Origin of the sequence: Pararhizobium sp. LjRoot235 (assembly GCF_964254145.1) — a bacterium.
In the GTDB taxonomy this organism is placed as follows: domain Bacteria; phylum Pseudomonadota; class Alphaproteobacteria; order Rhizobiales; family Rhizobiaceae; genus Pararhizobium.
On record NZ_CAXUSP020000001.1, the window covers coordinates 2,944,958 to 2,970,322 of the forward strand.

Consider the following 25,365-nt stretch of genomic DNA (forward strand, 5'->3'; position numbering starts at 1 on the left):
GTGGCTGATCTCTCTTCTCTGAAAGACCTCGGCACGGCGACTGAAGCAACTGCTTCGGCTCCGGTTCACGTCCGCAAGGTTGACGCCCAGGGCCGCTCCTATGCGACCGGCAAGCGCAAGAACGCCGTAGCCCGCGTCTGGGTCAAGCCGGGCTCCGGCAAGATCACCGTCAACGGCAAGGAATTCGCAAACTACTTCGCCCGTCCGGTTCTGCAGATGATCCTGCGCCAGCCGATCGTCGCTGCCGCCCGTGACGGCCAGTTCGACATCGACGCAACGGTTGCAGGCGGCGGTCTTTCCGGCCAGGCCGGCGCCGTTCGTCACGGCATCTCCAAGGCGCTGACCTACTTCGAACCGGGCCTGCGCTCGGTCCTGAAGAAGGGTGGCTTCCTGACCCGCGACAGCCGCGTCGTCGAGCGTAAGAAGTACGGTAAGGCCAAGGCCCGCCGTTCGTTCCAGTTCTCGAAGCGTTAATCGTTTCGCGACTTGTCGATTTGGGAAAGGCGGGCATTGTCCCGCCTTTTTCTTTGACCACGGGCCTGTGCAGGTCGTTTTCTGCAAACGCTGCGCACTTGCAGGCGAAAGGCGCTAGATCGGCAGCTCAGTCGAGAATTTGAGCTCGCGCAGCACGAAACTCGAGACCACAGTGCGCACATGCGGGTTGCGCATCAGATACCGCGTCATGAAAGCCTCGTAGCTTTCAACGTCGCTTGCCCGGATCTTCAGCATGTAGTCGAAGGCCCCCGACAGCGCATAACATTCCATTATTTCCGGCCGCTCCAGCACGACGGAGGCAAAGGAGGCGACAGCTTCCTCATGGTGATCTTCCAGCGTCACATGGGCGATGACGCAGAGCTTGAGATCAAGCTTGCCGGGATCGAGCAGCGTCACACGCTTGCGGATGACGCCATCGGCTTCGAGTTCCTGGATCTTCCGCCAGGCCGAACTCTGCGACATGCCCGCCTTCTCCGCCAGCTCCGCCAGCGACAGGCTGCCGTCGGCCTGGACGAGCTGCAGAAGCTTACGGTGAAAGCTCCCAGTTTCTTTCATTTTCTGCCCAGTCTGCGAAAACTCCTGCCAAGATTATGACAATCGCCAGCAGGAAAGAAAGAAAAATCCGTTGTTCTGGGAGCATAATTACTTTTGAAGCGCCACGCCTAGCCACGTGCTGGCCACGTGTTGGCCACGTGCTGGAATGACGGAGGATCAGAGCATGACGAAGGAAAGTACCTACACCGCCAAACTGCCCGGCCCGGACGGTTTGTACGACTACACGCCCGAAGAAGACGCCATCTGGGGCGAGCTCTATGAGCGCCAGATGAAGTTGCTGGCAAACATGGCCTGCCGTGAATATCTCGATGGCGTCAAGACGCTTGGCCTCAGGCCGGACAAGGTTCCGCAACTGCTCGACGTCAACCGCCGCCTGAACGAGACCACCGGCTTCGGCGTCGAAGGCGTACCCGCCCTTATTCCGCCGTCGCAATTCTATGAGCTTCTGTCGCAGGGCAAATTCCCGCTCGCCACCTTCCTCCGCCGCCGCGAGCATATCGACTACATCGAAGAGCCTGACCTGTTTCATGAGGTGTTTGGCCATTGCCCGCTCTTGACCAACCAGAGCTACGCCAATTTCGTCCGCCGTTTCGGCGAAACCGCCGTCCGCCTCGGCAAGGGCTATTCGTGGCACCTGTTCCGCATTTTCTGGTTCACGGTCGAATTCGGCCTGATCAACACACCGGAAGGCCGGCGCTGCTACGGCGCGGGCATCGTGTCCTCGCCGAGCGAGGCGAAGGCCGCGATGAAGGGCACAGAGTGCGAATTCCGGCCGTTCGACCTGTTGCACGTGCTCAGAACTCCTTACCGGATCGATATCGTCCAGCCGATCTACTATGTCATAGACAGCTTCGCCGATCTCGAAGCGATCATTGATCAGGATATCGGTGGCATGATCGAGAAGGCAAAATCGCTGGGTGATTTCGCCCCGACGTTCGAGGCGGAAGCATCCTGAAGCATGTCGTCAATAGGCACGGCTGTCCCTCGGCCAGACGGCGGCAAGCCATCGGTTCAAGGCCTGGGTTGCGGGCCTTTCGAACCGTGAAAACTGCAAGGCGGATATCAGCACGATTACGCCGAGCGCGACCATGGCCTCGAAAGCCAGCAGGCCATAATTGCCGATTGCCCCCTTCGCGACGACCTTGACGAACAGCTGGATGACATAGACGTGCAGCAGATAGGTGGAGAACGACCAGTCGCCGAGGCGCGCAAGCCAAGGCTGGCGCATCGCGAACAATGGGATGGCGCCAAGAACGAAAAACGCTGAAGGTATCCCCCAGATCAGAGAGCGGATTTCATCGTAGTAGATGCCGCTCGCAGCCAGCCCCGCAAAGACCGGCGGAAGGCATAGGAGCCAAACGGGCCTGAACCATCTTTTGCTGTGGATCGCTGCACCATAGTTCCAGATGAGAATACCCAACACGAATTCCAGGATGATCGGCTGCGTATAGAACTCGAAAATCCGGCCGCCGTCGACAAGGGCGCCTCCGGCGACGCAAACGCAAAGCATGAGCGCCGCGACAAGCAGCGTTCGATCGCCAGACAGCCAGATCGAACACGCGACAATGCCATAGAAGAAAATTTCGTAGTTTAGCGTCCAGCCGATCATCAGTGCGGGCAGCGTCGTGCCTTCAACGAAGTCGGGCAGAAAAAACAGCGAGAAAAACATCCTGCTCCAGGTTATGTCGGGATTGTTGACGACCGAGGGACAGATCAGGCAGAGCACGCAGAAAGCCAGGGTCATCAGCCAATAGAGCGGCGCAATGCGGATCGCCCGACGCAGAACGAATTCGAGCGGGGAGAACTTGGCCGTTCGGGCTGCGATCATCGCCATGATGTAGCCGCTGATAACGAAAAATATATCGACCCCGATTGCCCCGATCGCGAAGCCGTGACCCCAGCCGAACTGTGAACTGAGCGATGTGGACAGATGGTAGAAGACCACCAGCCACGCCGCGATCGCCCGAAGGTACTGGATCGAATCGACCATCCCCGTCTGCTCTGGGGAGGTGGCCGCGCGAGGAGCGCCGGCTGCGCGACGGAGCGGTATCGACGCGGCGCCAGCCGTCAAAAGCAGTTTCTCCGAAATCATCAAGGATACCTTTTCGTCCCGATAAACCATGCGTTTCGCAATTCTGTTTCAAATCGAGACAGACAAGGTGAAAACCGCGTGCCCCGGCACCAGTCCAGCAAGTACCGTGCCAGAAACTTAACGGGCTCTCCACGGCAGGAAGCAATTCCTATTCCCCGATGGCGGATCAGCGGTTATCGTGCGCGCCCTGCCGCCATTTCAGCAGAACGACAAACGACGGGACCGACCATGGCCAACAAGACGATAGACCACGCGATTACCGCGACATCGCTGAAGAGTGCCGCCAGCGACCCGACCCATGCGGGCGTGCTGTCCTTCATGCGCCGGCGATACACCAAGAGCCTGAAGGGCGCCGATGCCGTCGTCTGGGGCATTCCCTTCGATGCGGCGACATCCAATCGCCCCGGCGCGCGCTTCGGACCACAGGCAATCCGCCGGGCGTCGGCCATCTTCGACAACGATCCACAATATCCCTTCGAGCGCGACTTGTTCGCGGACATGGCGACGATCGACTATGGCGATTGCCTGCTCGACTACGGCGACCACAGCAAGACGCCCGCCACCATCGAACGCGAGGCGGCGAAAATCCTGAAGAGCGGCGCCTTCCTGCTGACGCTTGGTGGCGACCACTTCGTCACTCTGCCGCTGCTGCGCGCCCACGCCGCTATCCACGGCCCCCTGTCCCTTGTCCACTTCGATGCGCATCAGGATACCTGGGCCGACGAGAAAGGCCGCATCGATCATGGCTCCTTCGTCGGTCGTGCCGCGCGCGAAGGGCTGATCGATACGGCAAGCTCCATCCAGATCGGCGTCCGCACGCATGCGCCGGACGATTGCGGCATTCGCATCCTCTATGGCTACGCTATCGAGGAGATGAGCGCGGGCGAGATTGCCGACGTCATCCTTCGTCATGTCGCAGACCATCCCGCCTATCTCACCTTCGATATCGACTGCCTCGACCCGGCCTATGCGCCCGGCACCGGCACTCCCGTTTCCGGCGGGCCGTCAAGCGCCAAGATCCTGTCGGTGATCCGCAAGCTCGGCGCGCTCGCCATCAAGGGCGCCGACGTGGTCGAGGTTGCGCCAGCCTATGACCATGCCGATATCACCGCCATTGCAGCCTCCACCATCGCCATGTATATGCTCGGCCTTCATGCGGAACAGCTGGCGGAACGGCGCGGCTGAGATTGTTGTCAAACTGATTCAATTTCATGCCAAAGTGATTCCGCACTCGCGGCTAATCAATTGGCAGGACAGGATAAAACCATGAAACCGAAGATCTTCATCGATGGCGAGCACGGCACGACCGGACTGCAGATCCGCAGCCGCATGGCAGGCCGTTCGAATGTCGAGCTCCTGTCCATTCCGGAAGCGGAGCGCCGCAATGCCGCCATCCGCGAAGACCTTTTGAACAGCGCCGATGTCGCCATCCTCTGCCTGCCCGACGATGCCTCGAAACAGGCGGTCGCGATGCTCGAAGGCAACAACAGGGTGCGCATAATCGATACCTCGACGGCGCACCGCATCGCGCCGGACTGGGCCTATGGCTTCGCCGAAATGGACAAGGGCCAGACCGGCAAGATCCGCGACGCCCGCCTTGTCGCAAATCCAGGTTGCTACCCGACCGGCGCTATCGGTCTTATCCGCCCGCTGCGGCAGGCGGGCATCCTGCCGGAAAACTACCCGGTGACGGTCAATGCAGTCTCGGGCTACACCGGCGGCGGCAAGCAGATGATCGCGCAGATGGAAGACCCGGCCAATCCGGATCACATCGCCTCGCCGAACTTCCTCTACGGCCTGACGCTCAAGCACAAGCATGTGCCGGAGATGCAGACCCACGGGCTGCTTGACCGCGCCCCGATCTTCTCCCCCTCGGTCGGCCGCTTCCCGCAGGGCATGATCGTCCAGGTGCCGCTGTTCCTCGACCAACTCGCGGGTGGCTCGACGCGTGAAAGCATTCACGCAGCCCTGGTTGCCCACTATGCCGGACAGTCGATCGTCGAGGTCGTATCCCTGGACGACAGCGCGAAAATGGCCCGCGTCGATGCCGTCGAGCTTGCCGGCAAGGACACGATGAAGCTTTATGTCTTCGGATCGAACGGCGGCGAACAGGTCAATCTCGTCGCGCTGCTCGACAATCTCGGCAAGGGCGCGTCCGGGGCGGCAGTGCAGAACATGGACCTGATGCTGTCGGCTTGAACCCGCGCCTTTCCGGGCGTCGAGCCTCGTCGCCCTGGAACCGGCCGCCACGGCAAGAGGCGCTGATCAGTCCCGCACGTCGATCGCCAGCGGGCGCGGATATTCGCCGATGAAGGCGCGCCAATGAGCGACCGCGAAGCCGAGCACGATCAGCGCCCCGCCCTGATGCGCGACACCCCAGCCGACCGGCACTTGCAGGATCAGCGTGGTGATGCCGATGATCGCCTGGATCGTCACCAGCCCGAACAGCAGAACCGAACGCCGTGCATGGGTCGTGTCCGGCGCGCTGCGCAGCGAGGCGATCATGTGCATCAGCACGAAGGCGAACAGCACATAGGCGCCGATACGGTGGACGAACTGCACCGTCTTCGGGTTCTCGAACAGATTGAGCCATGCCGGCTGCTGGATGAACAGGTCACCCGGCACGAAGGAACCATCTATCAGCGGCCAGGTGTTGTAGCTCAGGCCCGCATCGAGGCCGGCGACCAGTGCGCCGAGATAGATCTGAACCAGCGCCATGCAGGCGATGATGGCAGCCATCTTCCTCGAACTCCTTGTCGGCGCCGGATCGCCCGCATGGGGCGCAAGTCCGCGGCTGACCCAGATGCAGGAGACGAAGATCAGGCAGGCGATGACGAGATGGGTAGCGAGCCGGTACTGGCTGACCTCGGTGCGATCGGCAAGGCCGGAGGAGACCATCCACCAGCCGATGAAACCCTGAAAGCCGCCCAGCGCCAGAATGCCGATCAGCGGCAGTTTCAAACGCGGCTCGATCTGTCCCCTGATCCAGAAGAAGACGAGCGGCAGGGCAAAGATCAGCCCGATGGAACGAGCGAGCAGCCGGTGCGCCCATTCCCACCAGAAGATCGTCTTGAAGCCCTCGATGGTCATGTCGCTGTTGAGCTGCGCATATTGCGGGATCTGCTTGTAGAGTGTGAACTCTTCCTGCCACTCGGCGTCGGAGAGCGGCGGAATGACGCCGTGGATCGGCTTCCACTGCGTGATCGAGAGCCCGGATTCGGTCAGCCGCGTCGCCCCACCGACGAGCACCAGCGCAAACAGCGCCAGCACGACAACGCCGAGCCAGATCCTGATTTGTGCGCGGTTGCGGCTGTCCGTGCCAATCTCGCTCAGGAGACGCTGTTGCGTTGCCAAATCGGTGCTCGCCATCGAGGACTCCACTCTTAAAACGGCATGGCCCTGCCTGCGGGAGGCAATTTGTCTTAAGGGCGATGCATCAAAGCCGTTGATTTGCACGAGAGCAGCATGCAAAACAAGACTTATCCCTTTGCGGCATGCCGTCGCGGCCCGATGCCGATATGCGACAAAAACCTGCCAACCGGAAAGACGTCAATGCCCGTACGCCTCAGAAAACTGATCGGCACTATCATCATCATCATTCTCGTCGTCGTCTATGCGCTGGCAGCCACCACCTTCGCCTCGCTGTTGCTTGGCGCTGCGCCATGGTGGGTGCACCTCGCCTATTTCTTCTTCACCGGCCTGTTGTGGGTGCTGCCCGCCATGCTAGTCATCAAGTGGATGGAAAAGCCCGCCAAGCCGCGCTGAACGGAGCATCGCATGAAAATCGCCGTGATCGCCGATATCCATGGCAACGACCTCGCACTCGAAGCCGTGCTCGCCGACATCGCCGTGCAGGGCATCGAGGATGTTGTCAATCTTGGCGACCACCTGAGCGGCCCGCTCAATGCGGCGCGAACGGCCGATACTCTGCTCGCGCGCGATTTCCCGTCGATCCGCGGCAATCATGATCGCTGGCTCATCACCGTCGATCCGGCCGAGATGGGACGTTCGGACCGCACCGCCTTTGACGAGTTGCAGCCGCGCCACCTCGAATGGCTGCGTGCCCTGCCCGCAACGCTGGTCCACCGGCAGGAGGTCTTTCTCTGCCACGGCACGCCGCAAAGCGACACCACCTATTGGCTCGAGGCTTTGACGGCCGACGGTGTCGTGCACATGGCGGAGCGTCAAGGGATCGAAGCCGCGGCTGTTGGCACGGACTTTCCCGTCATCCTCTGTGGCCACACGCATATCCAGCGTTCCGTCCGGCTTGCCGATGGACGGCTCGTCATCAATCCCGGCAGCGTCGGCTGCCCGGGCTACGAAGACGACGAACCCGTGCCGCACAAGGTCGAGGCCGGCTCGCCGGATGCCTGCTACGCCATCCTCTCAAAGGTTGGCGGACGCTGGGACGTGACGTTCCGCAAGGTGCCCTACGACAATATGGCCATGTCACGTCTCGCCCGGTCGCGTGGCCGCAACGAATGGGCCAATGTGCTGGCCACGGGTTGGCTTGACGCATAGGCGGCCACACTGCCCGTTATTTCCCGGTTTTATCCATTCGGTAACCTCATTTGACGAAATGCCGGTTAAGCAACTACCCGCGCGCCAATCTAAATGAAAATAAGGGCATGCTTGCGCTAGATGGGGTTTTCATCCAGCTCACGGAACGGCAACCGATCATGACTGACGCGGACTTCAAGATGATGCCCGTTAATGAGGCCCGCAGCCGCCTCTGGCATGCACGCGAAAAAGTGCATGATGTCGCCGTCACGCGCGATCTCCGGCTGACGGTACACGTCAACATGCAGCCGCTGGAAGCCGATTGGCGCTTGCTGGAGGCATCGTCGGCGGCGTCGCTGCATCAGAGCTTCGACTGGTGCGCTGCCTGGGCTGCCACCCATGCCAACCAGTTGCTTCTGGTGCGCGGCAGCATCGGTCGCAAGACGGTCTTCATCCTGCCACTCGAACTGGTCCGCGGCCGGTTCTTCCGTACGGCCCGGTTCATCGGCTCGCCGCACAGCAACATCAACACGGGCCTCTTTGCCGCCGAGTTCGATCCGCTTAACCGCGAACACCTTGCCCGCACATTGATTGCGGATCTCGCAACGAAACTGTCGCGCGTCGCCGATATCGTCACGCTGGAAAAGATGCCGTTCGAATGGCGGGGTGCCGGTCATCCACTCGCCTCGCTTCCGGCTGTGCGCAACCAGAATTCGTCGTTCCAGTTGCCGCTTCTTGTAAACTTCGAGGCGACGCTCGCCCAGCTCAACGCCAAACGGCGGCGCAAGAAATTTCGGGTTTCGGAAAAGCGGCTGGAAGCACTTGGCGGCTACGAACACATTGTAGCCACAACACCGGACGAACGCCAGCAGACGTTGGACCTGTTCTTCGGGCAGAAGGCCGCCCGCTTCAAGGCGCTCGGCCTTCCCGATGTCTTTCAGGACTGCGAGACGCAGGCCTTCTTCCACACACTCGCCGCCATCGGGCCGACCGGCGACAGGCAACCGCTTGAACTGCACGCGATCCGCCTGCGCGGCAACCAACAGGGTCGCGTCGTCGCGATCGCGGGTCTGTCGCGCAAGGGCGATCATGTCATCTGTCAGTTCGGATCGATCGACGAGGATATCGCAGCCGACGCCAGCCCCGGCGAATTGCTGTTCTATCTGATGATCCGCAAGTGCAATGCCGAAGGGGTTTCGCTGTTCGATTTCGGTATCGGCGACCAGACCTACAAGCGCTCCTGGTGCACGGTCGAAACGCCGCAGCAGGACATCGTCCTGCCGCTGACGATACGCGGACGTCTGGCGGCATCAGCCCACCGCTTTGCGGTCAGGCTCAAGGCTGAGATCAAGAAGAACAAGCAGGCCTACGCCTTTGTGCAGCGCTTGCGCCAACGCCGGCAAACACCGGGCAGCGCGGCAGCCAACGACACGGTTGACGACTGAACAGCGCTTCTCAGGCTGCACGGCGGCCGGGTTTCCCCGACTGCGGATAACCCGTTCCCGTCATCAGCACGATCTCGCCGAAACCTTCGGCATCAAAGCCGGTGATCAGGTCGACAATCTCGGCATTGGCGACGGCAGGTGCCGAGATGATGATTTTCGAATCCTTAGACCGCGTTACCTTGCGGATGGCGCCAACACCGGCCGCACCGCATTCGACAAGCACCGTGTCATAGGCGTTCGACAAGGCATCGATAATTATCTGCAGCCGCTCGATGCCGCGGACCGCAAGGACCGGGTCGGCATCACCCTGTGGGATGATATGCGCGTCAGATAGGCGATCGGCATGGATCGTCTCGGTGAACGGAACCTCGCCCACCAGCAGATTGGTGATGCCCGCGAGATCGGCCGACTGTGCCATCAGCCGCGTCGGGCAGGCCGTGCCGGTCAGATCGATCAGCACAATCTTGCGCCCCTCCTCGGCGACCAGCCGTGCGAGCATGACAGCATTGGTCGACCCCGCGTCACCCGTTGGCGATACTGAGATAGCGACGCGAATGTCATCGTCGCAGAGATGGGCGGCGACCGATTCGACGGAGAAATCATCAGCTGCCGCGGCCTCCGTCTCGTCCGGCGCAGTCGCGGGCTGGGATGCGGTTTCACGCATCGGCGGGGCTTCCGACCGTTCCGCTTCGAAGTCCGGCTCTAATTCCTGGCCCACCGGTCGCAGGGCGCGCCCGCTGAACAGTTCTGAAAGCATGATGACCACGCAACTGACGAGGAAGCTGGCAAGGGTCGCGACGACGGTGATCGGCAGGACCTTGGGGAAATGCCGCTCGGTCGGCTCGACGGCTTGGGAAATGACGCGCGCGTCGGCAGGTGCCGCGTTCTCGCCGCTGCGTGACGTCGCCTCGCGGTAGCGCGCCAGATAGGTTTCAAGCAACTGCCGTTGCGCCGTCGCTTCCCGCTCCAGTGCCCGCAGCCCAACCTCGTCTTCGCCCGCCTTGGCAGACGTCGCTTTCATCGTGTTGAGCTGCGCCACAAGCTGGCGCTCGCGCAACTGGGCGACATTGGCCTCGTTTTCGAGGCTGCCCAAAATCTTCCTCGTTTCGCCGACTATCTGCGTGCGGATGCCCTGCAGCTGCGACTTCAGCCCCTTCAGACGTGGATGCCCGTCCAGCAGGCTGGTGGAGAGATCGGCGATCTGCCCCTGGACGCTGGATTCGGTTTCCTTGAGGCGCTGGATCATCGGCGAGGCGACGACGTCATTCAGCGTATCGACGGCGCGGCCGCTCGCAAGTGCTACGCGCACGTTCTCGGCGCGGGCCTCGGCATTGGCGCGCTCGCCGCGCACGCGGGCAAGCTCGGTGGAAATATCGTTCAACTGCTTCGTCGCAAACGTGCCGCCGGCTTCGCCGGTGAGCAACAGGTCGGACGACGCGCGGTAGTCCGCAACCTTGGCCTCGGCGTCGCGAACCTTTTCGCGCAGGTTGGCGATTTCGGGCTCCAGCCAGCGGCTGGCCTCGGAGTTGGAATCAAGCTTTGCGCCGCTCTGCAGCGACAGGAAGACTTTTGCCATCGCATTCGGGATGGCGGCTGCCAGGCGCGGGTCCTTGGAGGTGAACTGGATCGCGATCACCCGCGACTTCTCGACCTGGTAGACCTGCAGCTTCTCCTGGAACTCCTTCAGCACGCGCTCTTCCGGCGGCAGGTCGAGAGGGTTCTTCTTGACGCCGAGCATCACCAGAATATCGGAAATCGCCGAAGGGTCCGCTGTGGGATCGAATTCCGGCAGCTGATGCAGCTTCATTTCGCGGGCGACCTGTTTAATCAGATCGACCGAGCGCAGCACCTGCACCTGGCTGGAAATGCCGGATTCGTCGAAAGGGCTGTCGGTTGTCTGCGGCGGTCCTTGGTTGTTGGCGCCGCTGAATTCCGGCTGGCGCGATTCGATCAGCAGCCGCGCCTCGCTCTGATAGTCGGGAGACATCAAACTCGTGCCGGTGAATGCGAGGCCGGCGAAGACGACGGTCGCGGCAAGCACCCTGCCCCGCCGCCGCCAGATGGCACGGAACAGACCGCCGAGATCGATGTCTACATCCTGATGACCGCCGTTGACGCCCGACATGCGCTTTTTACCCCGAACCTGCATATACCGCGGCACCGTAAACAAACATGGTAACGCAAGGGTTAATGAAACCGAGGCGAGCGCCCTGCCAACAACCACCGAATGTAGAGCAAACGCACAACCGGCGGCAAAATGTGCGGCTCCTTTACCGGCTATTAACCCTAACGGATTGATAACATAACGCCATGACACGGTTTCTGGAGCGCGAGAGCCTAATGACGTCCGCACGATTGAAAACAGGCCCTTCCCTGGCCGCACTCTCTCTGTGCCTGGCAATGTCTGGCTGCAGCAGCTACCAGCCTGCGCCGAAGGCGTTTCATGAAGCGACGATCCAGCCGTACCGGGTCGATAGCGGCGACCGGCTGCGCATCAGCGTCTTCGAACAAACAGGCCTTACCGGGACCTATACGGTCGATCAGGCGGGCTATGTCGCCTTCCCGTTGATCGGCGCCGTGCCGTCGCGCGGCCATACCCTGCCCGAGATGGAGAAGATGATCGCCGGCAAGCTGCGCGAAGGCTACCTGCGCGATCCGGACGTGACGATCGAGGTCGATCGCTACCGCTCCGTCTTCATCATGGGCGAAGTCGGTCAGGCCGGGCAATATTCCTACGTTCCGGGCATGACGGTGCAGAACGCCATTGCGGTTGCGGGCGGCTATTCGCCACGCGCCAACCAGGCGAATGTCGACGTCACCCGCAAGATCAACGGACGCATCCTTACCGGCCGGGTTTCGATTTCCGATCCGATCATGGCCGGCGACACCATCTATGTGCGCGAGCGGCTGTTCTGACAGCCATGCCGGATCCCCGCCCGCTGCGCATCATTCATTGCTTCAGGTCGCCGATCGGCGGCATTTTCCGCCATGTCCGCGACCTGGTCGAAGCGCATGCCAGGCAGGGTCATGAAATCGGCATCGTCTGCGACAGCACCACGGGAGGCAGCCACGAAGACGCTCTTTTCGACGAGATACGGCCGTTCCTCGCGCTCGGTCTCGTTCGACTGCCAATCCCCCGGTCCATCGGCCCGACCGATCTGGCGGCACTCTGGAGCAGCTACAAGGAAATCAGAAGTTTGCAGCCGGATATCCTGCACGGTCATGGCGCCAAAGGCGGCGTTCTGGCCCGGATCATCGGTTCAGCGTTGCGGGTGAACAGGTATTGCGTTGCCCGCCTTTATTCGCCGCACGGCGGCAGCTTGCACTACGACAGCGGCACGTTTTCCGGCAAGGCCGTGTTTGTTCTCGAGCGCCTTCAGGAATATCTGACGGACGCGATCGTCTTCGTCTGTGAATTCGAGCGCACGACCTACGAGACGAAGGTGGGCAAGCCGCGTACCCGCAGCGAATTGATCTACAACGGCGTCGACGATCGCGATTTCGAGACTGTCCATGCCCGGCCCGACGCCGTTGATTTCCTCTATATCGGCATGCTGCGCGACCTGAAGGGGCCGGACCTCTTCGTCGATGCTTTCGCGCGGGCGGAGCGGACCATCGGCAAGCCGCTGTCGGCCATGATGATCGGCGACGGGCCGCAAAAGGCCAAATACGAGCAGATGATGCTGGAACGCGGCCTTGGCCGCCGCATCGAAATGCTGCCGGCGATGAAGGCACGCGACGCATTTGCCTTGACCCGCAATGTCGTCGTGCCCTCACGCGCCGAATCCATGCCCTATATCGTGCTTGAGGCGCTGGCCGCCCGCAAGCCGGTGATCGCCGCCCGGGTCGGCGGCATTCCGGAGGTGCTGGGCCCGGAAAGTTCTGCTCTTGCGATTCCGAGCGACGCGCAGTCGCTTGCCAATGCCATGACCGCCGCGATGACCGAGCAGGACTGGGCGACCAAGGTGATGCCGGATGCGGGAGCATTCAAGGCAGCCTTCGCGACATCCACCATGGCTGGCAGCATCATGCGGCTCTATAGCCAGCTTGTCCCGGATTTGGCCGTGCGGCGGGACAGCGGCCACAACCGCTCGTAAGCGTTTCTTAGGGGCTTTCTGCTATCCCGAACGGATATAAACGGCCGAGCGGATATCATGAATCAGATCGACAAACCGGAAACTTTCGATACCGAGGCGCTGCGAAAGAGGATCTCCGAAATCCGGACCATTACGCCGGGCGAGAAACGCGGCGACGAACCGCGCGAGCTCAACCCGCTGGCCCGCCGCATCGCCGCGCAGTTCCGTACCGACACCTATTCTCCGAACATGATCATCGGCCTGATGCGGCTGTTTGAATTCACGGCATTGTTCGCGATCGGCTATGCCATCCACATGTTCTATGTCGCGCCGAAGCTGGAGGACTGGCTCGGCTATTGCGGCATGATTGCCGGCGGTTCGGCCCTGACCGTCGCCTTCCTGCAATTGTGCGACGGCTATCAGGTTCCCCTGCTGCGTTCGTCCGCACGCGCTTTGCCGCGGTTGATTGGATGCTGGACGCTTGCCTTCGCCTCCATGGCTCTGGCGCTCTTCCTTCTCAAGCTCGGCGATACCTTCTCGCGGCTCTCGTTTACCGGATGGTATGTCGCTGGCGTGCTGTTCCTCGTCGCTGAACGCACCTTCGTCGCCTATTCGATCCGCCGCTGGGCGCGCAACGGCACCATGGAGCGCCGGGCAGTCATCGTCGGCGGCGGCCAGCCGGCCAAGGACCTGATCCGCTCGCTCGAACAGCAATCCGACAACGACATCCGCATCTGCGGCATCTTCGACGATCGCGACGAGCGCCGCTCGCCGGTGATCGTCGCCGGCTACCCGAAGCTCGGCACCGTCGCCGAACTGGTGGACTTCGCCCGCCTCACCCGCATCGACATGCTGATCATCGCCCTGCCGCTGTCGGCGGAAAAACGCATCCTTGAACTGTTGAAGAAGCTCTGGATCCTGCCGGCCGATATCCGTCTTGCGGCCCACGCCAACAATCTCCGTTTCCGCCCGCGCAGCTATTCGCATGTCGGCAAGGTGCCGATGCTCGACATCTTCGACAAGCCGATCGCCGACTGGGATTCGGTCGCAAAGCGTATCTTCGATATGTTCTTCAGTCTTGCCGCGCTGGCCCTCCTCTGGCCGGTGTTCATCGGAGCAGCGATCGCGGTAAAGGCGAGTTCACCCGGCCCGATCATCTTCAAGCAGAAGCGCCATGGCTTCAACAACGAGACGATCGAGGTGTACAAGTTCCGCTCCATGTATACCGACATGAGCGATCCCACGGCCCGCAATGCCGTCACAAAGGGCGACCCGCGTGTCACTCGGGTCGGGCGGTTCCTGCGCAAATCCTCGATCGACGAACTGCCGCAGATCTTCAATGTGCTGAAAGGCCAGTTGTCCCTTGTGGGTCCGAGGCCCCACGCGGTGCTGGCCCAGACGGCCGACCGCACCTATTCGGATGTCGTCGAGGGCTACTTCGCCCGCCACCGCGTCAAGCCGGGCGTCACCGGCTGGGCACAGATCAACGGTTGGCGCGGCGAGATCGACAATGACGACAAGATCAAGTTCCGCACGGCCTTTGATCTCTACTACATCGAAAACTGGTCGCTTTGGTTCGATCTGAAGATCCTGCTGCTGACCCCGTATAAGCTCCTCAACACGGAAAACGCTTATTGAGCACGCTCGGCGCCACGTCTGCCGCGGGCTTTCGTCCGCAACTTGCCGCCGTGGCGATCCTCGGCTCGGCGATGGTGACCTTCGGGGTTTTCCTGTCGGGTTTCGTCATTGCCGAACCTGCCCCTTACGAAGTCTTCATGGCGACGCTGATCGGCCTCTGGTTCCTCTTCGGGCTGAAAATCTCGCGCGCCGTCGCGCCGCTGCTCGCCCTGCTCCTGCTGTTCATGACTGGCGGCATCCTGTCGCTGACCGTCATGAGCGACCTTGCGACGGGGCCGATGTACATGGCCGTATCCGGCTTCCTGGCCCTGACGGCGGTGTTCTACGCGGCGATCATCGACGCACGCCACGAGCGCCTGAAGCTGATCTTCGATGCCTGGGTTGCCGCCGGCGTCCTCACCTCCCTGCTCGGCATCCTCGGCTATTTCGGCGCGATACCGGGGGCTCAGAATTTTACGCTCTACGACCGCGCCAAGGGCGCTTTCCAGGATCCCAACGTCTTCGGGCCGTTCCTCGTCGCTCCGTCGATCTATCTCATGTACCGGCTGCTCACCGAGCGGATCACCACCGCGCCGATCAAGGCCGCCGCGATCCTGATCATGGCGCTCGGCCTGTTCCTGTCCTTCTCGCGCGCGGCCTGGGCGCTCTATCTCTTCTGCGCCTGCGCTCTCGTGCTTATCATGCTGCTCAAGGAACGCACGGGCGCCTTCCGGCTGAAAATCCTGGTGCTGGCGCTTGGCGGCGCGCTCTTGATGATCACAGCCCTTGTCGTCGCGCTGCAGATCCCGCAGGTCGCCGATCTCTTCTCCAACCGTACGCAGCTTGTCCAGGACTATGATGGCGGCCATCTCGGCCGTTTCGATCGCCACAAGATCGGTTTCCTGATGTCTATGGAAAAGCCGCTCGGCATCGGCCCGATGGTATTCAGCTCGATCTTTCCCGAGGACGAACACAATATCTGGCTGAAGTGCCTCACCTCCTATGGCTGGCTTGGCTTCGTCAGCTATATCACGCTGATTATCTGGACAGTGACCATGGGCTTTCGCTTCCTGCTGCTCGACCGGCCCTGGCAGCCCTATCTGATGATCGCCTGGATCGTGCTGATCGGCCATGCGGCCATCGGCAATGTTATCGACACTGACCACTGGCGGCATGTCTATCTGCTGCTCGGCGTCATCTGGGGCTGTGGTGCCCTGGAGCACCGCCACCGGCGCAGGGCCATCCTGACGCGTCTGCTTTCGGCTGCGCCAACGCTGCGTTAACATCAACATTGTACAGAGACTACGGATCGGTTCCGCATCGGGGCCGGCGACGGATTGTCAGAATGAGCATCGACCCTCCTATCGCTGAAATTGGCGGCAGCCTGCGTATTCTCCAGGTGCTCGAGCCGAGCGGCGGCGGCTCGGGGCGCCATTTCCTCGATCTTTGCCGCGGGCTGAAACGCCGCGGCCATCATGTCGAAGCGGTGTATTCCCCGGTTCGCGCGGAGGATGCATTTGTCCGCGAATTGAAATCCCTCAATTTGTCTGCCGTCCACACCCTTGCAATGAAACGTGCTCCCGGCTGGTCCGACATTGCGGCCTTCCGCGCACTTCGCGACATCATCGCAGATGGCGGGCCATTCGACATCATCCATAGCCACAGTTCGAAGGCCGGCGCGCTCGCGCGCCCTCATCTGCCCGGCCGCCACATTCCGCGCGTCTATACGCCACATGCCTTCCGCACCATGGACCCGGCGCTCGGCAAAGCCGGACGCCTGATCTACGGCGCCATCGAACTGATCCTGGCGAGCCTCTTCACCGACCATCTCATTTGCGTGTCCGACGACGAATATGCCCATGCCCGATCGCTTGGAATCCCCGAGCGCAGACTATCGGTCATCGTCAACGGCGTCGGGTCGCTGCGGCTTGACATGGCAAAGACGGTCCGCGCCAGCTTCGGCATCTCGCCCGAAACCTTTGTCTTTGGCTTCGTCGGGCGCCTGTCGCATCAAAAGGCCCCCGAACGGCTGATCGAAGCCTTCCGCAAGGCCGCGGCGCGCCTGCCCGATGCACAGCTGATCATGGTCGGTTCGGGCGAACGCGAGCGGCAGGTGCGCAAGGCCATCGCCGAGAGCGGCCTGCAAAACCGGATTCGTCTGACGTCGGCCTTTACCGGCTCCCAGGCCATCCCCGCCTTCGACGTCCTCGTCATGCCGAGCCGCTACGAGGCAATGTCCTATGTGATGCTGGAAGCAGCCGCGGCCGGAAAGCCGATCATTGCGACTGACGTCGGCGGAGCGTCGACGGCAATCGACAGGGACAAAAGCGGCCTGATCGTCGCAAACGACGGCGATACCGGCAAGCTGGCAAACGCGATGATCGAAAGCGCCGATCCTGGCCGCTACAAAGCCATGGTCGCAGCCGCTGAGGCAAGAATGTCGGATTTTTCGATGGAGAAGATGATCGACAAGACGCAGGCCGTCTACCGGCAGCTTGCCGCAGGGGCTTAGCCCTCTGCGCACCAGCCCCGCTTGCCATCCGCCCCGTGCCGCGCCAAGCCCTCGGCCACAAGCATGTCGCCAATCGAGCGCCCCTCGCCCACCGTCACCTGGGTATCCTGGGCGCCGGCTTTTCCACCCGCCGCGGCAAGTTGAACCTCGCCGGCATTGAGAATTTCCCAGAGCCGCCGTTTTGCCAGCGAGCCGAACTTGCGCTCATTGTCGCATTTTGCCTGTTTGATGCGCGGCACCTGGATATCCGCGATCTGGATTTTCTGGCGCCCGTACCAGAACGTGCCGCCGTCGACGACGCAGTTTTCGAGCGTTACCGTGCAGAAATAATAGGTTCCCGGCTTGCGGCCGCTGGCCTTTTGGTCGTTCGGCTCCCAGGCCGCCTGCTCGACTGGGCGCGCTCCCGGCCGCGGCATCGCCAGGGCCGACCTTGCCTTTTCCGGCTCGGCGCGCTTTTCCGCCGGCCGCGCTTTGGCGATCGACGCCGTGTAAAATGGCGCCGCCATTGGCATGATGTCCGCGCGATGATCATAGGCGATGGCCGCGCTGGCCGACAGGACACCGGCCAGATACCAGGGCCACATGCCGCCCTTCGCCTGCTTCCGGCCCGTCCGCCGCTTCCGGCCTTTTCTACCTGCTGTCTTCGCCATCACCCGGCTCCCCGATTCGCAACCCGCATTATCGGGACAACGGGTTGCTGAAAACTTTAAGGGCTCAAAAATTTGGCGCGGCGACTTGGGATGGCGGCGCCAAACGTCCAAGCTTTTTCTCACCGATTTCTCGCCTTTTCCAAAATCAGGGCTTGCGCCTCAAGTCCCGATTATATACGGCTCTTTTCGGTTCGGAGCGTAGCGCAGCCCGGTAGCGCACTTGACTGGGGGTCAAGGGGTCGTGGGTTCGAATCCCGCCGCTCCGACCAAAAACCTTTTGATTTCCCTATTAAAATTGCCTTGTCCACTTTCTCAGCTACCGGAAGAAAACGGAACAAAAAGGCGACGAAATGCCGTTTTGGGAGCAGGGAGTCCCGTAAAAGTCCCGAACAATTTCGACTTTGTTCCTGCGATGTTCGCTACCCGACTGATTCGTGTTGACGGGGCTCAAGCCACAGACCGGCAGTCGCGGCCGAGCCTGTGATGCGTCATTTCCGCTGATGTTGGGCCCGGAGGGCCTATCAAAAGGCTACGTTTTCAATGGGCTAATGAGCAGGTTAGCCGACGCAGTTTCCCGTCTGTTCCCGAACGTAGGCTAACCTGTGGTAGCTCGAACGCTGAGGGCCTGAGACGGGACCGACCAGCTTAGGTTGCAGCCAGCTGGCTAGCTGACAAAAATTCCCGGACGAAACGCGGCGACTTGATGTTCGTCCCGCATTCTCGCATGGCCGCTACGCGCCGAACTCCCGCCCACCACGCGATCTCACAGGCAGGAAGCGGCCCGAAGGCCACCCCCCCCTGTCCCCTTACCGCTATGCGGGGTGTTTCGGCGTCAGAAAGCCTTTGTTGACGTTGGCCGACACCCGCGTGAGCGGCTTGCCCTCAACATGAGCATTCCACGCGCTGATGCAGGCCTGATAAATCTGTGCCGGACTGGCATCGATCTGCTTCGTCGACTTGACGGCCCACAGCCAATCGTCGAGAACCTCGGCGGGACTGGTGGTGTCGTTCGATATAACAACCCGCGCAGCGGCCTCGTCCCAGAACTCACTGGCTACACCCGCGTTGAGCGGGAATGTCGCCCACATTGCCGCCAACACATGCGGGTTCTTCAGTTCTGTGGCCTTCGGCGCTACTGTCTTATTGGCCCAGATGTAGAAGGCGAGGTTGTCTGGTTCGATGGCAAGTTCGTACCTGTCGTCGGAAGTCGGAACGTTGATCTCCTTGGCGACTGTTTTGCGATACCAAGCGATCCCCTCACAGGCGATCTTGAGGAACCTGCGGTCGACACTCGCGAGTTTGTCCTCTACGTTGGCATACGCACCAACTATGTCGAGCGGTGTACGAGCCGACTTCCGTGGATCGAATTGCCTAAAAAGAATCGGCAAGCCGTCCTTGGTCATGACCTCGTACTCGTCGATGTGAGCGATGAGTCCGCTCGGCATAGTGCCATTCAGACCAGCAAGGTGAGTGCTGCTGTGGTGGCCGTTGACGCGAATGCGGCCCATTTCCGGGTTGTCTCTAACCCGTGCATAGGCCCATTGGAAGGTAACCGCGAGGCCAGCGGCGATCTGGAAAGCCAGATACGCCGTGCGGCTCGGGTCGAGTTCCCGCTCGGTAATCGAGCCGGGCATTTTTGCGAACTCGTTGGCGAGAGCAGTGTCGATCTGCTTGGTCTCCGAGTTCACTAGTCGGAAAACACTCATTTGAGCGCCCTCCAGATGCGTTGATCGGGATGGGTTGTCGGTTTGCATCAAACCGGTCCATCATTCGGCCCATTGGTCGAGGAGCTTCCGTAGCTGGGCGGCAGCGGCGCGGTAGCGGCCAGCGGACTGGTGCGATACGGGAAGCTCTGCCTGCTTAAGGAAGTCTGCGATCAGGTGCTCGAATTGGGTTTCGATCTCGTCGAGCGAGATCAGGCGATCAGTACGTTTCGAAAATCTGTATCTGTGGTTGCCGCGAGCGCCAGGCTGCATCTCAACCGCTACCTTGGACGACCGCTTCATCACGCCGATCGCCGTCGTGTAGGCGTTGAGCTGGATGTCGGGGTCGACCTTGGCCTGGATGTCCTTGAGCGAATAGAATTTGCCGGTGTCGGCGAAGTGCCAGATGATCCAGTCGCCGATGCCTTTGCGACCGGTGACGTTGCCGCTACGGTCGACGCGACCGGGCGAGATCGGCGCAGGCGGTTTGCCGCGACGACGCCTTTGCGGCGTGTCGTTCACTTCGATGGCCATATTCGGATGACCTCGTCTATACGGAAGCCGCCTACATTACCTGTGGAAAACACCTAACGCAAGTGTAAAACACCATTCGGAAGAGGTAATTATTACTACCAATATGATGGATGCAGAGAGCATGGAAACAGCATGATTAGCCCTCGCCAATGTCGGGCCGCCCGCGCGTGGCTAGGCTGGACCCAGCGCCAACTGGCGGCACGGGCGGGCGTCGACATGCAAACGGTGATGAATCTCGAGATAGGGCGCGGTGCTCCCCGGAAGGCTACGGCGCTGGCGCTCCTGGTGGTATTTAAGCAAGCAGGTATCCATCTTGACGACGATGAAAACCTGGTGCTACCGCAATAATAGGAGCGGCACCGCTGGTGGTCACCAGAAGATCCACCAGTCGCGCACAGTCGCGATCACTGCCGCCGCCGGGTAAGTGGCGGCAAAGTGCGAAACGCGGCTGGTGCCGAGGCTATGCGGCGTGTCGCGGGCAAGAGCCAGCGATCCGCGTCGGAGCGCAGCTTTTAATTGGGTGGACGAATTCGCCTCGCTTGTCATTGGTCCACGCCGCTGACTGGCGCGAGATGCATAGGGCCAGCCTCATTGAGAGTGTGCTCATGGTCGTGGTGTAGATAGTGCATGCGACCAGCCAGCCGGTGACTCGCGACATGGTTCATACGCGGCTAGGACGAGAGATGGGAGTGGAAGAAGGTTGACGACCGCCTGAGCTTGGCGCCGTTTCAGTACAAGGTCAGCATCACCGCAGGCCCGCAGAACAAGGCGATCTACCAGAAGCGATCGAAAACGGGATCGATATCAAGTCGACGACGGCTAGACTTTTTTTGCGGGACACACGTCTGTGGTCACAATGGCTGGTATGCGACCTCGATAACGCGTTCTGCTTGCTTAACCAACGAATCAACCAGACGTTCGCCGTCGGCATTGAGCGGAACATCAAGCTGTATCCAAATGTGGCCTCCGCTCTCAATCAGCCGCTGCGAAAAGCCAGACGCGACAAGACGTTCGCGGATAACCGAGAACTTGGGCGTGACACGGTGGAACCGCAGCCAGATAGGCGTCTTGTGCCCCGCAAAAGGATCGCGGACTCCCACGCTGAAGCAGGGCTGCTCGGCGCCAAGCGGCCGGCAGACATATCGACGCTGGTAGTCGTTGGGGTCCTTTTCGTGGCCCATCGGCAAGACTCGGCTCTGCTGCGCCAAGCGGCGGGTAACGCGATCCACGAGATTGACGAAGACCTCTTCCCGCTCGCGCCAAGCGAGCAGTTCAGATACACTCCTCAGTGGCTCGATGTCGTAGCCCTTAAGGACCCTGTACATGGCCTCGAATTGGGCGAGGTCACCACGAAACGGCTCCGAGCGAACGGCTCCCAGAGCGACCAAGACCTCTTCCCAATAGATCACCGCAACGGAAAAGTCGGACGTGTCACCCAGCTGCCAAGGACCATTCCCGGTAAGAGCGAACGCAATCGACACAGATGCTGTCATCTCAGCAGCCCGGTGAAGTGGTACCAGCACCAGCAACAGCCCACTTTCAGAGCTTTCTTGAAGGTCGCCAAGGTACGAACTGAGTTGGCCCTCGCCAAACGCCGCGCCCAACTTCGCCTCTATCTTGACCACGAGCTTTCCGTCAGCCGTGCAGCCCTCCAAGTCGGGCCGGGCACCGTCTTTCTGTCGAACCTCGGCTCGCCAAGTCAGGTTGGAGTTGACAGTTCTGCCCACCGCCTTGGAGATATGGTCCCCAAATCTCTTACGTGCATCCGGATTCTGAAGAAGGTAGGCAACACCCTGCGTGCACAGCAACTCTCCCTGTTTGGAGAGTGAGCTGAATTGGGCGAGGTGGCCCATGAGTCGTCGCATGACTATCCTCTTGACTTTCAGGACCAACGACGAGCCCTTAATGGATAGCATTGATGAGTTCAAGAAGTTCATTGGCACGCGCCACTGGCGCTACGCGAAAACCATGCCGCAGTGGCCGCACGAATACTCGGTAAGGCGATTTGACGATCCAGCGCAGGATCAGGTCCTGTTTGAGGAAGCGGTCACGTTTATCCGCGCCCATGGCGAACGAAAGAGGTTTGAGCCAACCGGCAAAAGCTCTGTCTACCTTGACATCGACGGGCGCCAGTATTGGACCATGGGCGCTCCGGTTGAGGAAACAATTATCATAAACCGCGCGCGGCTGGATTGGAAAGAGCGCCTTGCCCGCGGCGAGTCAGGGTTGTGATCCAATCGATACAACCTCTTACAAGATAGCAGCGGTGCGGCGCTGGCGGTTTCCGGTTGCGCCAAAAGACCAGACGAGATCGTTCCCTTCGATATTCCGATGGCCGCTTACACTAACCTTGGCTGTCCACCCTGGTGCGGGAACTGCTGAAAGCAGCAAAACAATCTTGCGGCTCTTTCTAAGCAACAAAATCGGGCTGCGACGGGAGATGCGATTGGTGTGTTCCTCGTTGGCGTTCCAGCATCGAGCACGTTCGGCGGGGACAAGGAAGGCCAAGTCGCGGTTTCCAAGGGTGGTTGCCAAGGGTAAAGTCAATGCGCTCAATTCGGCGATCATGAGAACGGCGCCGTTCGTCTTTCGGAAGAGGTGGGTGCTGAGGGATCGGATTTCTTCCGCGCCGCCTGCGAGCTCGGTCTCGAAGGCATCATTGCCAAAGATCGTCAGCGGCCCTATCGCTCTGGCCGCCGGCCGGAATGGCTGAAGATCAAATGCGTTCGCCGCGACAGTTTCGTGATCGTCGGTTTCGAGCCGTCTACCGTGCCAGATGCCATCGGCCGGCTGCTGCTGGCCGCGCGCAAGGGCGACGCCCTCGCCTATGTCGGCGGCGTCGGAACCGGTTTCACACATCAGACCTCGGCGCGGCTGCGCGAGCTGCTGGAGGAGATCGTGACGAGTAAACCAGCCGTCAACCTGAGACGGAAGAACGCGGTCTTCACCCGGCCGATACTGGCCGCTGAGATAGAGTATCGCGCATGGACTGACGATGGCAAACTGCGCCATCCATCATTCAAGGGTCTAAGTGAGATCACCGACAACGCGACGATCTACGCACTCGAGTAAGCAATCCTATTCAGTGGTGTTTCCGCCGCTGTTCGACCTGGTGCGCTCCCTCCATCACCGCCATTCCGATCAAGTAGACCAGAAGATCTGCCGCCTTGATATCCTCAGCCGTTTTTAGGGCCGTCTTGAGCAAATCAACCACCCTCACCAAATCGTCCATTGCTTCCACCCCAATATTTATAGTTGAAATTAGGAGACGATAACTCAACTTTATAAAGTAGCAAGCGGAGACAGGAGGTTGATTTTATCCCCATAGAAAAATGGGACCGTTTCAGAGGGGTGGCGTTTCTATAAAGCAGAAATAATCGTCCCCTCACTTGACCCGTTGTCGAACCTCCTCGGGCACTATACGGCCGCTTGACTATCGCTTGCGTTGTGTTCAGGTTACGCGCATGGGGCGTGGGGTCGCCCCGATAAAACCTTAGGGGCATTGATGTATTTCAGAATTTTAATGCTGGCCGCCGCGCTGGCGGTTTCCGGTTGCGCCAAAAGACCAGACGCGATTGTTCCCGTCGATATTCCGATGGCCGCCTACACCAATCTTGGCTGTCCCGCCCTGGTGCAGGAACTGCTGAAAGAGCAGAACAACCTGGCAGCTCTTTCCAAGCAGCAAAACCAGGCCGCGACAGGAGATGCGATTGGCGTCTTCCTCGTCGGCGTTCCAGCATCGAGCACGTTCGGCGGCGACAAGGAAGGCCAGGTCGCGGTTTCCAAAGGCAAAGTCAATGCGCTCAATTCGGCAATGATGAGTAAGGGCTGCAAGTAGGCGCGATAAGGAAAGGCGGTGAGCGCCTCGCCGCCTTCCACTTTGATCAGCTGTCTTTTTCGATCCTGGCGCCAAACCAGCGCATGAACAGGACTTCAGAACCCCGCGGCCCGAGATAGGCAAGGCTACCGACGATGGTAGGCCGAAGCAGCGGTCCGGCGTCGATCCAGATTGCCACTCCCTCCCCGATGATTGCCATGCCGGCCGCCAGCGGGAACTCCCAGGCGAGTTCCTTGCCGAAGAACTTCTTCCGGTGGGAACGGCGGACTTCGGTGGTGTGCCACATCAACCTCCCCATCACGGCGGCTACGATCGTCGTCAGGCCGCCGCCGATCCACGCGTTGAGCATCTCGGCGAGCGATTGATACTTTTCAGGCATGAGCCGTTTTCTCCGTGGTTGACGCTATTGAGCGTTCTTCGGCGCGAGATAAGTCAGCACCGCCGGCAGGCCGATCGTGATGGCATAGAGGATCAGGTAGCCGTACCAGGGCGTGTCCTCGGGCATTAACGGAATGCCGAGCGTGCCCGTCGCCGCCCCGCCAGCCGCCGCCGCAATGGCTTTCGTGATTTTCTGCATGGATTTTTCCTTTCACGCTTCGTTGGTGGAGAGTTAAAGCCGTGCCGCCTGGACGTGCATCCAGTCGAAGTCCCGCGCCCGGCCGAGCGAGAGCCAGCTGGCGCTTTCCCACGCGACCCAGAAGGCGACCGCGTCAGGATGCGAGAGGCGCGCATTCGGTCTGTGGACATTGAGCTGATTGCGCTCGGGATCGAAATCGATGGCGATGCCCCAGCTGTGCATCGAATAGCTATTGCCGCCGCGCATCTTGCGGACGTTCAAGGATCCGCCGAACAGGTCGACGCCGAGCGCCCGGCGTTCCGCCGCGCTGTAGAGCGCCCCTACCCTCTGTAGAACCTGCAGCGCCGATTCCGCGACACGGCTATGCAGCGTCATGCGCTTGAGCCGAGTGGATTTGCTCCAGGCGAGATACATGTCGAAGGGAACTTCGATCTGCTTCTGGTTCTGCGCGACCGGACCGTAGTAGGCCATGCAATCGGACTGGCGTGGCCAGATCGCCTTCGACGGCTGAAATACTTCCCGCTCCGGGGCAATGTCGCGGTTCGGGATATCCGCCATCATCTTTGGCGGCACGGCGCTGGCCGAAGCTCTGAGCGCCTGTACCAGGACTGGATCGGCGGTTCCGTCCGCCCTCAGCCCATTTGCCTTTTCGAAGGCCTTCAGCGCTCCGATCGTGTCCTCGCCGATAAAGCCGTCGATCGGCCCGACCGGATAGCCGTGCGCCGTCAGGCGGCTTTGCAGCCACTTCTCAAAAACCATGACGATTTCCTT

The 25,365-nt window shown here is 60.8% G+C and carries 28 protein-coding genes, 1 tRNA gene and 2 pseudogenes; 18 read left to right on the top strand and 13 right to left on the bottom strand.

Features of this window, described 5'->3' with window-relative positions; all coding sequences use genetic code 11:
* Positions 1-474, top strand: a complete 474-nt coding sequence (gene rpsI / locus ACSQ2Z_RS14215; RefSeq protein WP_113006025.1) for a 30S ribosomal protein S9 — start codon at positions 1-3, stop codon at positions 472-474.
* A gap of 114 nt (positions 475-588) precedes the next feature.
* On the opposite strand, the gene ACSQ2Z_RS14220 is transcribed toward rpsI, so the two are convergent.
* Positions 589-1,050 (bottom strand): Lrp/AsnC family transcriptional regulator, encoded by a 462-nt coding sequence (locus ACSQ2Z_RS14220; protein ID WP_436081777.1) that lies wholly within the window; start codon positions 1,048-1,050, stop codon positions 589-591.
* A 163-nt stretch (positions 1,051-1,213) separates the two neighbouring features.
* On the opposite strand from ACSQ2Z_RS14220, the gene ACSQ2Z_RS14225 reads away from it, so the two are divergent.
* The gene (locus ACSQ2Z_RS14225; protein WP_436081778.1) at positions 1,214-2,005 is read left to right on the top strand and encodes a phenylalanine 4-monooxygenase; all 792 of its coding nucleotides are present in this window, start codon (positions 1,214-1,216) and stop codon (positions 2,003-2,005) included.
* Between the two features lie 9 nt (positions 2,006-2,014).
* On the opposite strand, the gene ACSQ2Z_RS14230 is transcribed toward ACSQ2Z_RS14225, so the two are convergent.
* Positions 2,015-3,040, bottom strand: coding sequence for an acyltransferase family protein (locus tag ACSQ2Z_RS14230; protein ID WP_436081779.1), 1,026 nt, complete (start codon positions 3,038-3,040; stop codon positions 2,015-2,017).
* A 330-nt stretch (positions 3,041-3,370) separates the two neighbouring features.
* Between ACSQ2Z_RS14230 and speB the strand changes: the two genes are divergently transcribed.
* Positions 3,371-4,327: an agmatinase gene (gene speB / locus ACSQ2Z_RS14235; protein ID WP_436081780.1), complete on the top strand. Its 957-nt coding sequence runs from the start codon at positions 3,371-3,373 to the stop codon at positions 4,325-4,327.
* Positions 4,328-4,408: 81 nt separating this feature from the next.
* Positions 4,409-5,341, top strand: a complete 933-nt coding sequence (gene argC, locus ACSQ2Z_RS14240; protein ID WP_436081781.1) for an N-acetyl-gamma-glutamyl-phosphate reductase — start codon at positions 4,409-4,411, stop codon at positions 5,339-5,341.
* Between the two features lie 66 nt (positions 5,342-5,407).
* Here argC and ACSQ2Z_RS14245 read toward each other — a convergent pair whose 3' ends face one another.
* Positions 5,408-6,511: a COX15/CtaA family protein gene (locus ACSQ2Z_RS14245; RefSeq protein ID WP_436081782.1), complete on the bottom strand. Its 1,104-nt coding sequence runs from the start codon at positions 6,509-6,511 to the stop codon at positions 5,408-5,410.
* Between the two features lie 183 nt (positions 6,512-6,694).
* Between ACSQ2Z_RS14245 and ACSQ2Z_RS14250 the strand changes: the two genes are divergently transcribed.
* From ACSQ2Z_RS14250 to ACSQ2Z_RS14260, 3 genes are all read left to right on the top strand, one after another.
* Complete coding sequence (locus ACSQ2Z_RS14250) at positions 6,695-6,907, top strand: DUF2842 domain-containing protein (RefSeq protein WP_436081783.1); 213 nt, start codon at positions 6,695-6,697, stop codon at positions 6,905-6,907.
* A 12-nt stretch (positions 6,908-6,919) separates the two neighbouring features.
* On the top strand, positions 6,920-7,663 hold the full coding sequence (locus tag ACSQ2Z_RS14255) for a metallophosphoesterase family protein (protein ID WP_436081784.1): 744 nt from the start codon (positions 6,920-6,922) through the stop codon (positions 7,661-7,663).
* Between the two features lie 155 nt (positions 7,664-7,818).
* Positions 7,819-9,087, top strand: coding sequence for a GNAT family N-acetyltransferase (locus ACSQ2Z_RS14260; protein ID WP_436083080.1), 1,269 nt, complete (start codon positions 7,819-7,821; stop codon positions 9,085-9,087).
* A gap of 10 nt (positions 9,088-9,097) precedes the next feature.
* Here the strand turns inward: ACSQ2Z_RS14260 and ACSQ2Z_RS14265 are convergent, their stop codons facing one another.
* Positions 9,098-11,212: a GumC family protein gene (locus ACSQ2Z_RS14265; RefSeq protein ID WP_436081785.1), complete on the bottom strand. Its 2,115-nt coding sequence runs from the start codon at positions 11,210-11,212 to the stop codon at positions 9,098-9,100.
* Between the two features lie 275 nt (positions 11,213-11,487).
* Between ACSQ2Z_RS14265 and ACSQ2Z_RS14270 the strand changes: the two genes are divergently transcribed.
* The 5 genes from ACSQ2Z_RS14270 to ACSQ2Z_RS14290 all read left to right on the top strand — a co-directional run bounded on the left by ACSQ2Z_RS14270 (position 11,488) and on the right by ACSQ2Z_RS14290 (position 17,292).
* Complete coding sequence (locus ACSQ2Z_RS14270) at positions 11,488-12,003, top strand: polysaccharide biosynthesis/export family protein (protein ID WP_436083081.1); 516 nt, start codon at positions 11,488-11,490, stop codon at positions 12,001-12,003.
* 5 nt (positions 12,004-12,008) lie between these two features.
* Complete coding sequence (locus ACSQ2Z_RS14275; RefSeq protein WP_436081786.1) at positions 12,009-13,184, top strand: glycosyltransferase family 4 protein; 1,176 nt, start codon at positions 12,009-12,011, stop codon at positions 13,182-13,184.
* Between the two features lie 57 nt (positions 13,185-13,241).
* Entirely contained in the window at positions 13,242-14,801 is a 1,560-nt protein-coding gene (locus tag ACSQ2Z_RS14280; protein WP_436081787.1) for an undecaprenyl-phosphate glucose phosphotransferase, read from the top strand.
* A complete protein-coding gene (locus ACSQ2Z_RS14285) occupies positions 14,798-16,063 on the top strand; it encodes an O-antigen ligase family protein (RefSeq protein ID WP_436081788.1) in 1,266 nt (421 codons plus the stop codon). Before ACSQ2Z_RS14280 ends, ACSQ2Z_RS14285 begins: the two co-directional genes overlap by 4 nt.
* 62 nt (positions 16,064-16,125) lie before the next feature.
* On the top strand, positions 16,126-17,292 hold the full coding sequence (locus ACSQ2Z_RS14290) for a glycosyltransferase (protein ID WP_436081789.1): 1,167 nt from the start codon (positions 16,126-16,128) through the stop codon (positions 17,290-17,292).
* Here the strand turns inward: ACSQ2Z_RS14290 and ACSQ2Z_RS14295 are convergent.
* The gene (locus ACSQ2Z_RS14295; protein ID WP_436081790.1) at positions 17,289-17,942 is read right to left on the bottom strand and encodes a hypothetical protein; all 654 of its coding nucleotides are present in this window, start codon (positions 17,940-17,942) and stop codon (positions 17,289-17,291) included. The two genes, ACSQ2Z_RS14290 and ACSQ2Z_RS14295, sit on opposite strands and share 4 nt — an antisense overlap.
* Positions 17,943-18,134: 192 nt before the next feature.
* On the opposite strand from ACSQ2Z_RS14295, the gene ACSQ2Z_RS14300 reads away from it, so the two are divergent.
* Positions 18,135-18,211, top strand: a tRNA-Pro gene (locus ACSQ2Z_RS14300).
* Positions 18,212-18,754: 543 nt separating this feature from the next.
* Here the strand turns inward: ACSQ2Z_RS14300 and ACSQ2Z_RS14305 are convergent.
* Together ACSQ2Z_RS14305 and ACSQ2Z_RS14310 are read right to left on the bottom strand one after the other, a co-directional pair.
* Positions 18,755-19,696 (bottom strand): hypothetical protein, encoded by a 942-nt coding sequence (locus ACSQ2Z_RS14305; RefSeq protein ID WP_436081791.1) that lies wholly within the window; start codon positions 19,694-19,696, stop codon positions 18,755-18,757.
* 12 nt (positions 19,697-19,708) lie between these two features.
* Positions 19,709-20,179, bottom strand: a complete 471-nt coding sequence (locus ACSQ2Z_RS14310) for a hypothetical protein (protein WP_436081792.1) — start codon at positions 20,177-20,179, stop codon at positions 19,709-19,711.
* Positions 20,180-20,311: 132 nt separating this feature from the next.
* Here ACSQ2Z_RS14310 and ACSQ2Z_RS14315 point away from each other — a divergent pair, with 132 nt between their 5' ends.
* Entirely contained in the window at positions 20,312-20,527 is a 216-nt protein-coding gene (locus ACSQ2Z_RS14315) for a helix-turn-helix transcriptional regulator (protein ID WP_436081793.1), read from the top strand.
* 21 nt (positions 20,528-20,548) lie between these two features.
* On the opposite strand, the gene ACSQ2Z_RS14320 is transcribed toward ACSQ2Z_RS14315, so the two are convergent.
* Positions 20,549-20,725, bottom strand: coding sequence for a hypothetical protein (locus ACSQ2Z_RS14320; protein ID WP_436081794.1), 177 nt, complete (start codon positions 20,723-20,725; stop codon positions 20,549-20,551).
* Between the two features lie 305 nt (positions 20,726-21,030).
* Positions 21,031-22,044, bottom strand: coding sequence for a hypothetical protein (locus tag ACSQ2Z_RS14325; protein WP_436081795.1), 1,014 nt, complete (start codon positions 22,042-22,044; stop codon positions 21,031-21,033).
* Between ACSQ2Z_RS14325 and ACSQ2Z_RS14330 the strand changes: the two genes are divergently transcribed.
* From ACSQ2Z_RS14330 to ACSQ2Z_RS14340, 3 genes and pseudogenes are all read left to right on the top strand, one after another.
* A complete protein-coding gene (locus tag ACSQ2Z_RS14330; protein WP_436081796.1) occupies positions 22,043-22,411 on the top strand; it encodes a hypothetical protein in 369 nt (122 codons plus the stop codon). The two genes, ACSQ2Z_RS14325 and ACSQ2Z_RS14330, sit on opposite strands and share 2 nt — an antisense overlap.
* 42 nt (positions 22,412-22,453) lie before the next feature.
* Positions 22,454-22,720 (top strand): annotated as a pseudogene (locus ACSQ2Z_RS14335) (hypothetical protein).
* A 33-nt stretch (positions 22,721-22,753) separates the two neighbouring features.
* Positions 22,754-23,251: pseudogene (locus ACSQ2Z_RS14340) on the top strand (non-homologous end-joining DNA ligase); the annotation flags it as partial.
* A 10-nt stretch (positions 23,252-23,261) separates the two neighbouring features.
* Here the strand turns inward: ACSQ2Z_RS14340 and ACSQ2Z_RS14345 are convergent.
* Entirely contained in the window at positions 23,262-23,411 is a 150-nt protein-coding gene (locus ACSQ2Z_RS14345; protein ID WP_436081797.1) for a hypothetical protein, read from the bottom strand.
* 273 nt (positions 23,412-23,684) lie between these two features.
* On the opposite strand from ACSQ2Z_RS14345, the gene ACSQ2Z_RS14350 reads away from it, so the two are divergent.
* Positions 23,685-24,017 (top strand): hypothetical protein, encoded by a 333-nt coding sequence (locus tag ACSQ2Z_RS14350; RefSeq protein ID WP_436081798.1) that lies wholly within the window; start codon positions 23,685-23,687, stop codon positions 24,015-24,017.
* Between the two features lie 46 nt (positions 24,018-24,063).
* Here ACSQ2Z_RS14350 and ACSQ2Z_RS14355 read toward each other — a convergent pair whose 3' ends face one another.
* Genes ACSQ2Z_RS14355 through ACSQ2Z_RS14365 form a run of 3 tightly spaced genes read right to left on the bottom strand, consistent with a single transcriptional unit; the run spans position 24,064 to position 25,353 of the window.
* The gene (locus ACSQ2Z_RS14355; RefSeq protein ID WP_436081799.1) at positions 24,064-24,396 is read right to left on the bottom strand and encodes a phage holin family protein; all 333 of its coding nucleotides are present in this window, start codon (positions 24,394-24,396) and stop codon (positions 24,064-24,066) included.
* Positions 24,397-24,420: 24 nt separating this feature from the next.
* The gene (locus ACSQ2Z_RS14360) at positions 24,421-24,594 is read right to left on the bottom strand and encodes a hypothetical protein (protein ID WP_436081800.1); all 174 of its coding nucleotides are present in this window, start codon (positions 24,592-24,594) and stop codon (positions 24,421-24,423) included.
* Between the two features lie 33 nt (positions 24,595-24,627).
* Positions 24,628-25,353, bottom strand: coding sequence for a peptidoglycan-binding protein (locus tag ACSQ2Z_RS14365; RefSeq protein WP_436081801.1), 726 nt, complete (start codon positions 25,351-25,353; stop codon positions 24,628-24,630).
* Between the last annotated feature and the right edge of the window lie 12 nt (positions 25,354-25,365).

Bases quoted from the DNA above. Each gene is read 5' to 3' on its own strand.
- ACSQ2Z_RS14220 (WP_436081777.1), bottom strand. From the start codon at position 1,050: ATGAAAGAAACTGGGAGCTTTCACCGTAAGCTTCTGCAGCTCGTCCAG.
- ACSQ2Z_RS14225 (WP_436081778.1), top strand. From the start codon at position 1,214: ATGACGAAGGAAAGTACCTACACCGCCAAACTGCCCGGCCCGGACGGT.
- ACSQ2Z_RS14230 (WP_436081779.1), bottom strand. From the start codon at position 3,040: ATGGTCGATTCGATCCAGTACCTTCGGGCGATCGCGGCGTGGCTGGTG.
- speB (WP_436081780.1), top strand. From the start codon at position 3,371: ATGGCCAACAAGACGATAGACCACGCGATTACCGCGACATCGCTGAAG.
- argC (WP_436081781.1), top strand. From the start codon at position 4,409: ATGAAACCGAAGATCTTCATCGATGGCGAGCACGGCACGACCGGACTG.
- ACSQ2Z_RS14245 (WP_436081782.1), bottom strand. From the start codon at position 6,511: ATGGCGAGCACCGATTTGGCAACGCAACAGCGTCTCCTGAGCGAGATT.
- ACSQ2Z_RS14250 (WP_436081783.1), top strand. From the start codon at position 6,695: ATGCCCGTACGCCTCAGAAAACTGATCGGCACTATCATCATCATCATT.
- ACSQ2Z_RS14255 (WP_436081784.1), top strand. From the start codon at position 6,920: ATGAAAATCGCCGTGATCGCCGATATCCATGGCAACGACCTCGCACTC.
- ACSQ2Z_RS14265 (WP_436081785.1), bottom strand. From the start codon at position 11,212: ATGTCGGGCGTCAACGGCGGTCATCAGGATGTAGACATCGATCTCGGC.
- ACSQ2Z_RS14270 (WP_436083081.1), top strand. From the start codon at position 11,488: ATGTCTGGCTGCAGCAGCTACCAGCCTGCGCCGAAGGCGTTTCATGAA.
- ACSQ2Z_RS14275 (WP_436081786.1), top strand. From the start codon at position 12,009: ATGCCGGATCCCCGCCCGCTGCGCATCATTCATTGCTTCAGGTCGCCG.
- ACSQ2Z_RS14280 (WP_436081787.1), top strand. From the start codon at position 13,242: ATGAATCAGATCGACAAACCGGAAACTTTCGATACCGAGGCGCTGCGA.
- ACSQ2Z_RS14290 (WP_436081789.1), top strand. From the start codon at position 16,126: ATGAGCATCGACCCTCCTATCGCTGAAATTGGCGGCAGCCTGCGTATT.
- ACSQ2Z_RS14295 (WP_436081790.1), bottom strand. From the start codon at position 17,942: ATGGCGAAGACAGCAGGTAGAAAAGGCCGGAAGCGGCGGACGGGCCGG.
- ACSQ2Z_RS14305 (WP_436081791.1), bottom strand. From the start codon at position 19,696: ATGCAAACCGACAACCCATCCCGATCAACGCATCTGGAGGGCGCTCAA.
- ACSQ2Z_RS14310 (WP_436081792.1), bottom strand. From the start codon at position 20,179: ATGGCCATCGAAGTGAACGACACGCCGCAAAGGCGTCGTCGCGGCAAA.
- ACSQ2Z_RS14315 (WP_436081793.1), top strand. From the start codon at position 20,312: ATGATTAGCCCTCGCCAATGTCGGGCCGCCCGCGCGTGGCTAGGCTGG.
- ACSQ2Z_RS14320 (WP_436081794.1), bottom strand. From the start codon at position 20,725: ATGACAAGCGAGGCGAATTCGTCCACCCAATTAAAAGCTGCGCTCCGA.
- ACSQ2Z_RS14330 (WP_436081796.1), top strand. From the start codon at position 22,043: ATGACTATCCTCTTGACTTTCAGGACCAACGACGAGCCCTTAATGGAT.
- ACSQ2Z_RS14325 (WP_436081795.1), bottom strand. From the start codon at position 22,044: ATGCGACGACTCATGGGCCACCTCGCCCAATTCAGCTCACTCTCCAAA.
- ACSQ2Z_RS14345 (WP_436081797.1), bottom strand. From the start codon at position 23,411: ATGGACGATTTGGTGAGGGTGGTTGATTTGCTCAAGACGGCCCTAAAA.
- ACSQ2Z_RS14350 (WP_436081798.1), top strand. From the start codon at position 23,685: ATGTATTTCAGAATTTTAATGCTGGCCGCCGCGCTGGCGGTTTCCGGT.
- ACSQ2Z_RS14355 (WP_436081799.1), bottom strand. From the start codon at position 24,396: ATGCCTGAAAAGTATCAATCGCTCGCCGAGATGCTCAACGCGTGGATC.
- ACSQ2Z_RS14360 (WP_436081800.1), bottom strand. From the start codon at position 24,594: ATGCAGAAAATCACGAAAGCCATTGCGGCGGCGGCTGGCGGGGCGGCG.
- ACSQ2Z_RS14365 (WP_436081801.1), bottom strand. From the start codon at position 25,353: ATGGTTTTTGAGAAGTGGCTGCAAAGCCGCCTGACGGCGCACGGCTAT.